Source organism: Ralstonia flatus (assembly GCF_958439105.1).
Classification (GTDB): domain Bacteria; phylum Pseudomonadota; class Gammaproteobacteria; order Burkholderiales; family Burkholderiaceae; genus Ralstonia; species Ralstonia flatus.
The window spans coordinates 47,923-60,412 of the sequence record NZ_CAUDLI010000007.1 but is presented as its reverse complement, the minus strand read 5'-3'; the positions used below and the strand labels follow the sequence as shown (position 1 = coordinate 60,412).

General features: G+C 62.1%; 10 protein-coding genes. 7 read left to right on the top strand and 3 right to left on the bottom strand.

Annotation, left to right across the window (positions count from 1 at the left end; genetic code table 11):
• Nucleotides 1-14 precede the first annotated feature (14 nt).
• Genes R2676_RS16725 through R2676_RS16710 form a run of 4 tightly spaced genes read left to right on the top strand, consistent with a single transcriptional unit; the run spans nucleotide 15 to nucleotide 5,769 of the window.
• On the top strand, nucleotides 15-1,358 hold the full coding sequence (locus R2676_RS16725) for an SAM-dependent methyltransferase (RefSeq protein ID WP_009241691.1): 1,344 nt from the start codon (nucleotides 15-17) through the stop codon (nucleotides 1,356-1,358).
• A 4-nt stretch (nucleotides 1,359-1,362) separates the two neighbouring features.
• Entirely contained in the window at nucleotides 1,363-2,013 is a 651-nt protein-coding gene (locus R2676_RS16720; RefSeq protein ID WP_004635145.1) for a DUF6629 family protein, read from the top strand.
• A complete protein-coding gene (locus R2676_RS16715; RefSeq protein WP_004635142.1) occupies nucleotides 2,010-4,454 on the top strand; it encodes a heavy metal translocating P-type ATPase in 2,445 nt (814 codons plus the stop codon). Before R2676_RS16720 ends, R2676_RS16715 begins: the two co-directional genes overlap by 4 nt.
• Nucleotides 4,455-4,461: 7 nt before the next feature.
• On the top strand, nucleotides 4,462-5,769 hold the full coding sequence (locus tag R2676_RS16710) for an MFS transporter (RefSeq protein ID WP_004635140.1): 1,308 nt from the start codon (nucleotides 4,462-4,464) through the stop codon (nucleotides 5,767-5,769).
• Between the two features lie 165 nt (nucleotides 5,770-5,934).
• On the opposite strand, the gene R2676_RS16705 is transcribed toward R2676_RS16710, so the two are convergent.
• Entirely contained in the window at nucleotides 5,935-6,261 is a 327-nt protein-coding gene (locus R2676_RS16705) for a four-helix bundle copper-binding protein (RefSeq protein WP_012435756.1), read from the bottom strand.
• Between the two features lie 577 nt (nucleotides 6,262-6,838).
• On the opposite strand from R2676_RS16705, the gene copC reads away from it, so the two are divergent.
• The gene (copC, locus tag R2676_RS16700; protein WP_009277764.1) at nucleotides 6,839-7,225 is read left to right on the top strand and encodes a copper homeostasis periplasmic binding protein CopC; all 387 of its coding nucleotides are present in this window, start codon (nucleotides 6,839-6,841) and stop codon (nucleotides 7,223-7,225) included.
• Between the two features lie 122 nt (nucleotides 7,226-7,347).
• On the opposite strand, the gene R2676_RS16695 is transcribed toward copC, so the two are convergent.
• Both R2676_RS16695 and R2676_RS16690 read right to left on the bottom strand, forming a co-directional pair.
• Entirely contained in the window at nucleotides 7,348-8,745 is a 1,398-nt protein-coding gene (locus R2676_RS16695) for a heavy metal sensor histidine kinase (protein ID WP_009241690.1), read from the bottom strand.
• Nucleotides 8,745-9,431, bottom strand: coding sequence for a heavy metal response regulator transcription factor (locus R2676_RS16690; protein ID WP_012435757.1), 687 nt, complete (start codon nucleotides 9,429-9,431; stop codon nucleotides 8,745-8,747). The genes R2676_RS16695 and R2676_RS16690 overlap by 1 nt, the downstream gene beginning before the upstream one ends.
• A gap of 171 nt (nucleotides 9,432-9,602) precedes the next feature.
• Between R2676_RS16690 and R2676_RS16685 the strand changes: the two genes are divergently transcribed.
• The gene (locus R2676_RS16685) at nucleotides 9,603-11,498 is read left to right on the top strand and encodes a copper resistance system multicopper oxidase (protein ID WP_009241688.1); all 1,896 of its coding nucleotides are present in this window, start codon (nucleotides 9,603-9,605) and stop codon (nucleotides 11,496-11,498) included.
• Nucleotides 11,498-12,472 carry a copper resistance protein B gene (locus tag R2676_RS16680; RefSeq protein ID WP_009241687.1) on the top strand — a complete coding sequence of 325 codons (975 nt, stop codon included), beginning with the start codon at nucleotides 11,498-11,500 and terminating at the stop codon, nucleotides 12,470-12,472. Before R2676_RS16685 ends, R2676_RS16680 begins: the two co-directional genes overlap by 1 nt.
• Nucleotides 12,473-12,490: the final 18 nt, after the last annotated feature.

The window sequence follows — 12,490 nt, the reverse complement described above, 5'->3', positions numbered from 1 at the left end:
CGGGAGGGCAAGAGATGAACAGCACCAAGGCATTTATTGGCAGCGTTCCTTCGACCGACACCGAGCCGGCGCTACGCATCCTGCGTCGGTTGCTCGCTGGGATGGAGAAGCCGCCCGCACTGCGGCTGTGGAACGACACGCTGCACGGGCACGATACGGCGGTCGATTTCACGTTGGTGGTGCGGGACCCCAGCCTGTTGCGTCAGTTGGTGGTGGCGCGCAGTCCCCTTTTATTGGCTGACGCGTACTTTCGGGGCGTGCTCGACATCGAGGGAGACCTGTACGGCGCGCTCCGGTTGAAGAACCATTTCGAGTCGATCCAGTTGTCGTGGCGCGACAAGCTCGCGCTGTTAAAGGACGCGTTAATGCTGCCCGCTCCGGACCTGGGTGAGATCAAACCGGATGCGGGCTTCGCATCCCGGGTCGCCCGGCGCTTCGCGCACCGGCATTCGCGCCACAGCGATCGCGCCGCGATCTCGTTCCACTATGACGTGTCCAACAAGTTCTATGGGTTGTGGCTGGACGAGGAGCGGGTGTACTCCTGCGCCTACTTCGAGCAGCCCTCCGATTCGCTGGACACGGCGCAGCGCAACAAGCTTGAGCACGTTTGCCGCAAGCTGCGCCTGCGGCCCGGCGAACGGCTGCTGGATATCGGCTGCGGCTGGGGGGCGCTCGTATGTTGGGCCGCGCGCGAGCACGGTGTGCACGCCCACGGCATCACCCTAAGCGAGCGACAGCTCGAATACGCCCGCGAGCGCATTCGGATCGAAGGGTTACAGGATCGCGTCACGGTGGAGTTGCGCGATTACCGTGATCTGGAAGGCGAGGGTGTCTACGACAAGGTTTCCAGCATCGGGATGTTCGAGCACGTCGGCCTGCGCAACCTGCCGGCCTACTATGCGGTGGTGCGTCGGATGCTCAAGCCGGGCGGCCTATTCTTGAACCACGGCATCACGCACGACGAGGAAGGGTGGAACAAGACAGCTGCCACCGAGTTCATCAATCGCTATGTATTTCCCGACGGCGAGCTTGATTGCATCAGCAACATCCAACTCGGCATGGAGCGCGCGGGCTTTGAGATCCATGACGTCGAGGGACTGCGCCCGCACTACGCGATGACCTTACGGCACTGGGTGCATCGCCTGGAGGCTCAGCGCGATGCGGCGATCGCTGAAGTTGGAGAAGCCGCCTATCGCGTCTGGCGCCTGTACATGGCGGCCTGCGCGTTGGAGTTCGAGGCCGGTGGCTCCGGCATCTATCAAATCCTGGCGTCCAATCGCCACCCGGGTAAATGGCCTGTGCCGATGACACGGCGTGATCTGTACCGCAGTCGACCGCATTGGGATTGGGGGAACTAGCGCTATGTGCTTTTCCGCGACGGCCAGCTTTGGCTCCGGCACGCTACTGCTGGCAATCGGCACCGTGACGCTGCGTATGGCGCGCTGCCCGGCGGAGCGCCCTTATGCCGCCATCCCATTGCTGTTTGCGATCCAGCAGCTTGTCGAGGGGGTGGTCTGGCTCAGTTTTGGTGGCCCCGCTTGGCTTAACTTTGTTGCTACGCAGGTGTACTCATTTTTCTCCCACGTACTGTGGCCGGTGTACGTCCCCTTAGCGGCATGGCTGCTAGAGCCCCGGGGTCCGCGCCGCCGAGGGTTGTTGGCCTTTGTGGTTATGGGTCTGGCTGTGGGTGCATACCTGTTGTACAGCCTGGTGGTCAACCCGATTCAGGCGCGCCCGATGGCAGGCCATGTGGACTACCAGTCCCCGCATTTCTACATTGTCGCGTCGATGACGCTGTACCTGCTTTCCACGACGGTGAGCCTGTTGCTCTCCAGCCATGTTTGGGTCAAGGTGTTCGGGGCGCTCACGCTGGCCGCTTCGTTCACCGCCTACGTTTTCTATGCCCATTGGTTCATTTCGGTGTGGTGCTTCTTCGCCGCGCTGCTGAGTGGCGCTGTCGCACTGCACTTCATCGCACTGCGTTCGATTCCCCAACAACGGATTCCCTCATGAGCACAACCAACACATTCGAGGTGGCAGGGCTACTATCGCCGCTGGCAGCGCGCGGCGTCGAAAAGCACCTAGCGCAGATGCCGGGCATTGAGCATGTCTCGGTCAACGCGGTGGCCGGATCGGCCACGGTGACGTACGACCAGGGGCGCATTGATCCGGAACGCATCCGGGCGGCAATCCAGGACTGCGGGTACCACTGTGCGGGCGAAATGTTGCCCCGGCACATGTGCGGGCCGATGGAGCATGCTGTGGCGCCGGCACACGCGCACGGCCATATTCAGCACGAGCATCCTGAGCGGCACGTACATGCCGCTGGTGGGCCGGCCACAGCGGAGGCGCCCGTCGCGCACGACCACGCCGCGATGGCTCACGGTGGCATGGATGCAATGGCCCACGAGATGGGCCATGGCCCCGGTATGGATGCCAAGGGGATGGCGCGCGACATGCGCAACCGTTTCTGGGTCTGCCTGGCGTTTACGGTGCCGATCTTCCTGTATGCCCCGATGGGCATGGATTTCATCAAGCTGAAGCCACCGTTCGGCTTGGATTTGGGGCTGTGGCTGTTCCTGCTCGCCACCGCTGCGGTGATCTACCCCGCGTGGCCGTTCTTCGTCGCCGCCGCGCGTGCGTTGCGCAATGGCGTGCTCAACATGGCGGTGTTGGTGGTGCTGAGCGTCGGCACCGGCTACGTCTTCAGTGTCGGCAGCACCTTCATTTTCGGCGGTGCGCAGTTCTATGAGGCTGTGTCGGTGTTGCTGGTGTTCATTCTGCTGGGCCACTGGCTGGAGATGCGCGCGCGCGCAGGAGCGTCGGAAGCCATCCGCGCGCTGATGGATTTGGCCCCGCCAAAGGCCACTGTCTTGCGCGCCGGCAAGGAAGTGACTGTGGCGACCGCCGAAGTGCTGCTCGACGACATCGTCCTGGTGCGTCCTGGCGACAAGATTCCGGTTGACGGCGAGGTGCTCGAGGGCGGTTCTCAGGTGGACGAATCGATGCTCACCGGCGAGTCGATGCCGGTGAAGAAGATGGTGGGCGACAAGGTGATTGGCGCGACGATCAACAAGAGCGGCAGCTTCCGTTATCGTGCGACCAAGGTGGGTGCCGACACCGCGTTGGCGCAGATCGTCAAACTGGTGCAGGAGGCGCAGAATTCCAAAGCGCCAGCGCAGTTGCTGGCCGACCAGGCCTCACAATGGCTGGTCGTGATCGCCTTCCTGATCGGTGTGGCCACTTTCGCTGTCTGGTACTTCGTGCTCGGGCAGCCGGTACTGCTGGCACTGACACTCACGATCACGGTGTTTGTGATTGCCTGCCCAGATGCACTGGGGTTGGCGACGCCGATGGCGGTGATGGTGGGTACCGGCCTGGGCGCGATGAACGGCATCTTGTTCAAGAATGCTGCGGCGCTGGAGGACGCGACACGGCTAAATGTGGTGATCTTCGACAAGACCGGCACCCTGACGCTTGGCGAGCCGGAAGTGGTCGATATAGCGGTGGCCCGGGACGTAACGCCAGACGACCTGCTGCGCGTTTCAGGCTCGGTCGAAAAGCTCTCCGAACACCCGCTTGCGGTCGCGATCCTCAAGCGTGCCGGCGCACTGGCCTCCGAAGCGGTGACGGATTTCACCAACATCGATGGGCAGGGCACGCAGGCGGTGGTGGCCGGTCGGCTGGCCCTGCTCGGTAATCGGCGGTTGATGGAGGCCAATGGCGTTGACCTTGGCGCGCTCAAGGCAGATGCCGACCGTCTGCAGGGCCAAGGCCGCACCGTGGTGCACGTCGCACACGGCGGTCGCCTGATCGGTTTGATCGCGATCGCCGACGCAGTGAGGCCGTCTTCGGCCGAGACGATCAAGGCACTGCATGGCCGCGGGGTGCAGGTCGCAATGCTAACCGGTGACAACCGTTCGACCGCTGAGCGCATTGCGAAGGAATTGGGCATCGACATCGTGCTGGCCGACGTGCTGCCGGGCGACAAGGCCGCAAAGGTCAAGGAACTGCAGGGGCAGGGCAAGAAGGTCGGCATGGTGGGCGATGGCGTCAATGATGCTCCGGCGCTGACGCAAGCCGACGTGGGCTTCGCGATCGGTGCGGGCACCGATGTCGCGATGGAGAGTGCCGATGTGGTCCTGATGAAAAGCGATCCGCTGGATGTGGTCGGTGCGATTGAACTGTCCCGCGCGACCTTGCGAAAGATGCATCAGAACCTGTGGTGGGCGGTCGCCTATAACGTAGTGGCGTTCCCGTTGGCGGCCGGCGTACTCTACCCATTCACGATCAGCCCCGAGGTGGCGGCGATTACCATGTCGGGCAGCTCTGCGCTAGTGGCGATTAACGCGCTAATGCTCAAGCGAACCCGGCTGACTGGAATCCGACGCGCAAGCGCGGCGACGGTCCACAACGGCGTGACCGCTCCGGTGGCCGCTCACGGCGCGGGCTGAAGGCATCATGCTTAATCAATCGTCCGCCACTCCCGCACCCCTCGATGCGCGGGCCGTCAGGCCAGCGTTGGTCGTGCTGCTTGCTCTGGTATTTGTTGTCTCTCTCGGCTATGGAGTCGGGCTGCCGTTGCTGCAGTTGTATCTGGCGCAGTACCTGCCTGGTGCGACGCGGCAAACGCTGGCGTGGCACGTTGGCATGCTGGGAGGAATCTACACGCTCGCGCTGTTCATCTTTGCGCCGTGGTGGGGCCGCCAGTCGGATCATCGTGGGCGGGCGGCGGCGCTGACTACCGGCTTCGCTATGTTTGTGCTGGGAACCGCGATGGTCGCGCTAATACCCAGTCTCATGGCGATCTATGGCGGTCGATTGATCGCCGGGGCGGGGGCAGCGGCTATCGTGCCCGGTGCCCAGGCCTATGTGACCGACATCAGCAATACCGAGGACAGGAGTCGGCGCTTTGTGCTGATCGGTAGTGCATCGTTCGTTGGCTTTCTCGCGGGCCCCGCGTTCGGTAGTTGGCTTGCCGGGCCGCTGATGGGCATGCCTGCAGGCCAGATGCCCAGTATGGTCAACTGGCCCGCGTTGGTGGTCGCATCGGTCGGACTGCCACTTCTGTTGGCGGTTCGCCGCTGCCTGAGCACGACCAAGCCGATCTTGCTCGACAGCGGCTCGGTGCAGATGACCCGGCAGCGCAAGCGCTTCGTTGCTGTATCGATGCTGTTAGCCCTGCTGGCGTCCTTTGCCGCAGGTACCTTCGAAGTCGGCTTCAGCCTGTTTGGTGGCCAGACACTGCGCCTACCCAACTCGATGATTGCGGTGATGTTTGTCACGTGCAGCCTGGCGATGCTCGCCGCGCAGGCTTTGCTGCTGCTTCCGGCAGTGCGCAAGCATATCGACCATCGCTGGGTTGCCGGCGCATTTGCCGGCTCAGCGGTGGCACTGGGCTTTGCCGCACTGGTGCCCGATGCCGCCGCGCTTGGGCTGCTAATCGCCGTGGTGGCTACCGGCGTCGGCATGATTGGACCGGTGCTGTCTTATGAGTTGCTGGAAGGTGACCGTAGTTTCGCTGGGTCGCTGTTGGCAAGGCAGGCAGCCGCAGGCAACCTGGGGCAGGCACTAGGTTCGGTGAGTGCCGGTACCCTGTTTGGATGGAATACGTTCGCTCCATTTTGGGCAGCGGCGGCTGTGTTGCTGCTTGGTAGTGTGGCTGCACTGCGTTGGTGGGGCGCGGCGCGGCAGGCTGAACGTCAGCCAGAGCAGCGCAGCTTTCAAGCAGAAGGAGAAAGGCAGACGAGGGAAGGGCGGGGCGCATGAACAACAATGAAAATTCCTCGTGCTATGTGCGCGCATTGTGCTTTTGAGGCCGCTTTCCAATGGCAGCGCACCGAACCGGCAATTCGTGGATGGTGTAACACGTGACGGCGGATGTGACCTATCAGCGCCATTTGCTCCTTCCAATTGAACTGGGGTTCAAAGCCGTTATTGCATAGCTCGACAGGCTTGCGCGCATTCCTCACACGCACGTGCGCAAGTTTGACAGTGGTCGTGTGCATGCTTCGCGCACTCTGCGCCGCATTTCTGACAGATGGTTGCGCATAATACGCAAACGGCTTTGGCTTGGCTGCTGCCGCGTGCCATATAACCAACGGCAGTCTGGCACAACTCCGCGCAATCGAGATCCAGGCGAATACAGTCGGCAAGTTCCGCCGGGCTTGGCTCGTTGAGGCAAGCCACAGCACAGTGCAAGCATGTGACCTGACACGCGTTACAGGCGTCGAGACATTCTTGATAGGTTTGGTGAGACATCGTCGTTCTCCTGGGTGGTTGGCGTACCGACATGGCATGCGCACCCACGAGAAAGCAAGGACGGCGCCTTGTGCCAAAGAGGCGGGGCACGTTGAGTCGCAAATGGCCAGATCTGTCCGAACCGTAATCGGACCGCCATGTGGCGGTCATGTGCGCTTTCCGCCAGTGGCCCATGGTGAACCGAAGTGTTCGCGCTCTCGGCGGAATGCGGTCGGCACGTGGAGACGCGCGTGCGCCACGACGACCACAAGGCCATGTCGCGGGGGTGTGCCGGATCGCATTGGGCAGCAAATCACCAACGTAGCAGCGCCACAGCAAAGTGGTCTAGAACTAGCCTCTGGTGGACGGTGTCGAGCCGGTGCCGAACCCGTACACCTCTATGCGTCGTGACATCACCCAGCGGGCGCTACCGCGCGCACCAACAACTTCGGTACGCATTGCCATATCGTGCTGTTTTGGGACACCGATTACCATCTCATCGCACGCTAGTTGCTCGTGGGTGGTCTGACCTGCATCAACAGGCTCCGTGTGCAACGACTTAAGCTAAATGCACATTCCCAAGAAACGGAGGTGCGCCATGTCCGCAAGTCGCCGCGCATTGCGAGGCTCAGTCACCGTCCTGTTCGCGATTCTGAGCGAGATCGCTCTCGGCCATCCAAAGCTGGTTTCATCGAGACCAGCGAACAATTCTGAAGTGGCCGCCCCAAAGCGAATCGAATTGAGATTTTCAGAGGAACTTGTATTCCCGCCTTCGGGAGGTAATCTAGTTATGGCGTGGCTGCCGGGCCGGGCGCTTCACGGGCCGATGAAGATTCCGGCTGAAGTATCGCGTGGCGGAGACGCCAAGACGGTCGTTATTCAGCCGACTCAACCTCTCATGGCTGGTTCCTATCGCGTTGACTGGCAAGCGGTCTCATCCGATGGGCATCCTGTCAATGGCAGGATCGTATTCCGAGTACGATGAAGCGCCGATCCTCATCGTTTGAGTCCATCGGAGTGGCGCGCGAAACCGGCGGCTGTTTCGGTTTGCGACCCAAAATGCCCGCCAAGCCCGGCTTGGCAGTAGTCGCCGCAGTGTGCAAAGAACTATACAGACAATATTGCGGCATCGATGCAACGCGGTAGGCGGATAGAGAACCGTGTGCGCCCGTCAATGCGCGCAACGGTGATGGTGCCGCCGTGCGCCGCAACGATCGCTTTGGTGATGGCCAAGCCAAGGCCGGCACTTTCCGACTCGGGCCGCGCGCGCGATTTGTCCGCCCGGAAAAAGCGCTCGAAGATAAATGGCAGCAGCTGCGGCGCGATCTCGCTGCCGTCGTTGTCTACCGAAACCGTCATGCCGTCGCGATCATCACTGACCGAGACGACCACGCGGCCATGTCGCGGGGTGTGCCGGATGGCGTTGGAGAGCAGGTTGCTCAACGCACGGCGCAGCATGAGCCGGTCTCCTGTGACGTGTCCATCGCCCCGCGTTTCGAGCAGGACAGCCTTGTCTTCTGCAAGCGCGTCATAGAAATCGAACAACGCGCGGATTTCGTCAGCGATGCGGATGTCTTCGGCGCTTGGCAGCGTCAGGCTGTGCTCCATCTTGGCGAGGTACAGCATGTCGGACACCATGCGTGCCAGGCGCTGCAGTTCCTCCGCATTGGAGGTCAGCACATCGCGATACTTCGTGCCCTCGCGCGGCTGGGATAGCACGACCTCCGTCTGCGTGAGCAGGTTCGTGATAGGCGTACGCAGTTCATGGGCGATGTCGGTCGAGAAGTCCGACAAGCGGCGGAAATCGTTCTGCAGGCGCTCCAACATGCCGTTCAGGGTCGCGGCAAGGTCCGCCACTTCGACTGGCACGGTATCAACAGGCATGCGTTCATCGAGCTTGTCGGCAGTCACCGTGCGCGCCCGCGAGGCCATGGTGCGCAAAGGCGCCAGGCCTCGGCGTGCAGCCCACCAGCCGAATAGGCCCGTGGCCAGCGCTGCGACGGCGATATAGAAAGCGAGCGTCCCGCGGAAGGTGTGGAGGAAGTGGGCGTGAATGTCCGTGTTGATCCCCAGCAGGACATCAAGCTCGCCCGATGATCCATCTCGCAGTGGGATGGCCGCGTGCATGCCCCGATATTGCTGACCGCCTTGCGCCCAAACGAGGGTTTCGCTGGTATGCCGCAACTGCGCCAGCGCTTGCGTTGCCGCTTGAAAATCGAAATCCTGGGTTACGTACAGCATGTGCCCGTCCGAACCCTGGATACGAGCTACGAGATCGGTGCGATGTTGGATTGCCTCGCGGATGCGTTCGGGGACCTGTTCGGCGGGACTCGATTCGACAATCTTTTCAATGACGCTGACGTTCTCGCGCAGCGCGGTGTAGTCCTCCACCGCAAAGTGCTGATCCATGGCCAGCGCAATCACCACGCCCAGGCCCAGCAAGACGGCTGCCGAACACAGCGAGAAATACGCGGTGAGCCGAGTGGTCAGGGAGAACTGCCCCATCAGGCCGCGTCCTCGGGCGCTTCCAGTACATAACCCATGCCGCGTACCGTTTGGATCAGCTTCGGCTCGAAGTGGTCGTCGATCTTGGCGCGCAACCGGCGAATGGCGACGTCGATCACATTGGTATCACTGTCGAAGTTCATGTCCCAGACCTGCGAGGCGATCAGGGAGCGAGGCAAGACCTCGCCACGGCGGCGGACCAGCAGCTCCAGCAGGGAGAACTCCTTGCTCGTCAGCGGGATCTTCTGGCCTCCGCGTGAGGCACGACGGCGAGCCAAATCCAGCACAAGGTCGGCCACTTGGATTCGGTCGGACGAGACGGCACCGGTTCCCCGGCGCAGCAGCGTGCGGACCCGGGCTAGCAACTCAGCAAACGCGAATGGCTTCACCAAGTAGTCGTCGGCGCCCATTTCAAGGCCTTTGACGCGGTCGGCCACGCTGTCGCGGGCGGTCAAGAACAACACCGGCACCGCCTGTTCCGCAGCGCGCAACGATTGGACGATCTGCCAGCCATCCACGTCAGGCAGCATCACGTCCAGCAACAGCAAGTCGTAGTCGCCCGACATGGCCAGATGGCGGCCGTCAGTACCGTTGCGTGCCAGATCGACCACAAAGCCGGCTTCGGTCAGGCCTTGCTGCAGATACTCTCCGGTTTTGGGCTCGTCCTCGACGACCAACAGTTTCATATCGCGCCTGAATCACTTCCTATGATTTATGGGCTGTAGAGTACCGCGCTGCAGGCGGCATCACACCAAGATGACGGATTTGTAATGTTTCAGTCAGGTCGGGGTAGCCTGGCGCTGGGTAGCCTGCACCCACCTTTCAGAGTCGGACATTTTGTTAAGGAAATCTCGATCATGCGCAGCAATCGTGCATCCGGCCTCGTGCTACCGAACCTGCCGCGGCGGCGGTTTGTGCAAGGTTTGGCTGCCGGCGGTGTCATCGCCGGTTTGGGCCTGGGTGGTTTCACTTCGGCGGCATCCGCTGCGTCCACCGCGCTGGGGACCGCACCAGTGCTGCGCGGCACCGAATTCGACTTGGTGATCGACGAGACGCCGGTCAACTTCACGGGCAAGCCGGCTATGGCCACGACCATCAATGGCATGCTCCCGGGGCCCACGCTGCGCTGGCGCGAGGGTGACACCGTCACCTTGCGCGTGACCAATCGCCTGCGCGAGCCGACGTCAATCCACTGGCACGGCATTGTCCTGCCGTTCGAGATGGATGGCGTACCGGGCATCAGCTTCCACGGCATTCCGCCCGGCGAGACCTTTACCTACCGCTTCAAGGTGCGACAAAGCGGCAGCTACTGGTACCACTCGCATTCGGGCTTCCAGGAGATGACCGGGGTCTATGGCGCCCTCATCATCGATGCCGCCGGCGGTGACGCGATCCGGGCCGACCGCGATTACAGCGTGCTGCTGTCGGACTGGACCGACGAAGATCCGATGCGCGTCCTCTCCAAGCTCAAGACGCAGGGCGACTACTACAACTACCACCAGCCTACGGTGGTGGACTTCTTCCGCGACGTTTCCAACGATGGCTGGAAGGCGGCCATGGAAAAGCGGGCCATGTGGAACCAGATGCGCATGAACCCGACCGATCTGGCCGATCTCTCCAGTGCAACGCTCACCTATCTGACCAACGGCGTCACGCCGGCCGGCAATTGGACGGGCCTGTTTACGCCGGGCGAGACTGTGCGGTTGCGCTTCATTAACGGCTCCGGCAACACGTTCTACGACGTGCGCATCCCGGGGCTGAAACTCAAGGTGGTTCAGGTCGATGGGCAGAACATCGAGCCGGTCACGGTGGACGAATTCCGCTTCGGCCCCGGCGAGACTTGCGATGTGCTGGTCGCGCCCAAGGACGACGCCTACACCATCTTCTCGCAGTCGATGGACCGTACTGGTTATGCACGTGGCACGCTGGCTGTCTGCCGGGGCTTGCAGGCTGCAGTGCCTGCGCTCGACAAGGTGGAATGGCTGTCCATGGCTGACATGATGGGTGACATGGGCGGTATGGGTGGCATGAGCCACGGTGGCATGTCGGGCATGGACCATGGTGCGATGTCCGGTATGAACCACGGCGGCATGCCCGGTATGGATCATGGCGACATGCAGATGATGGACGACACTGGCATGACCATGATGGACTCCGGCGGCATGCAGATGATGGACCACAGCCAGCATGCGGAATCCGGCGGAGCGGCTAACAGCTTGAAGGTGCCGAGCAAGACAGCACGGCACGCGCGCACGGAATACGGTCCGAGCACCGATATGCACGTCGACATGGCGCGCACCAACCTGGACGATCCCGGCGTCGGTCTGCGCAACAACGGGCGCCGCGTTCTGGTGCTCGCCGACATGCATACCATCGGCGGTCCGATGGATAAGCGCGGTCCGGAGCGCGAGGTGGAACTGCACCTCACCGGCAACATGGAGCGCTACACGTGGTCGTTCGACGGCGTGGAGTTCGGCAAATCGACACCTGTGCACTTCCGTTATGGCGAACGGCTGCGCGTCATCCTCCACAACGACACGATGATGACGCACCCCATGCACCTGCATGGTATGTGGAGCGAACTGGAAGCGCCGGACGGTACGTTCCTCGCGCGCCGGCATACCATCCCCGTCCAGCCCGCCCAACGGATCAGCTTTCTCGTCACAGCGGACGCGCTGGGTCGCTGGGCCTGGCATTGCCACCTGATGTTGCACATGGATGCGGGTATGTTCCGCGAAGTGGTGGTGGTCTGATGCTCGACTTTCACAGCGGATTGATCATGCACAAGCACGTAAGAACACTGTTGACTGTGGCGCTGGCTGCCGCCGGCATCGGCGTTGCCTCGGCCCAGGAAATCCAACTGATGAACGGGGAGACAACCCCGGCGTCCCAATCTGGCGCTCAGAATACTGGCAGCTCAATGCAGGGGATGGACCACGGCTCGATGCAAGGCATGGACCACGGCAGCATGAAGATGCAGGATGGTTCGGCGCCGCCCGACGCACGCGATCCCGATGCTTACTCGGGCGGATACCAGCTCGGCACCGGCAAATACGCACTGGGCGATCCCCGCCACATGATGATGATGGCGGACGCGCACAACTTTGGCTCAGTGCTGGTTGACCGGCTGGAGTGGGTGCACGGTAACGATGCCAATGCAACCGCCTACGAATTGCAAGCCCGGTTCGGCAGCGTGTACAACAAAGCGGTCCTAAAAGCCGAAGGCGATGTCTCAAAGGGGCGCTTCGAAGAGGCGCGCACCGAGTTGCTGTGGAGCCATGCCGTCACAACGTTCTGGGATACCCAGCTCGGTGTGCGGAATGACACGGGTTTCGGCCGACCCACACGCAACTGGGTGGCCTTCGGCGTGCAAGGTCTGGCTCCATACTGGTTCGATGTCGAGGCCACCGCCTATGTGGGCAATAGTGGACGCACGGCATTGCGTCTGTCCAGCGAATACGAGCTGTTGCTGACCCAGCGGCTGATCCTGCAGCCGCGCATCGAAGCCAACTTCTATGGCAAGCGCGATCCCGATCTCGCCGTTGGCAGCGGGCTTTCCAACGCGACGGTGGGCTTGCGGCTGCGCTATGAGTTCAGCCGCCAGTTTGCGCCCTATATCGGCGTCGAACGCAGTCAGGCATTTGGCGGTACCGCCAACATGATCGAAGCGGCCGGTGGGCGCCGCGGCGACACCCGTTTTGTTGCGGGTGTGCGCCTCTGGTTCTAGTTTTCTCAACTCCCAACC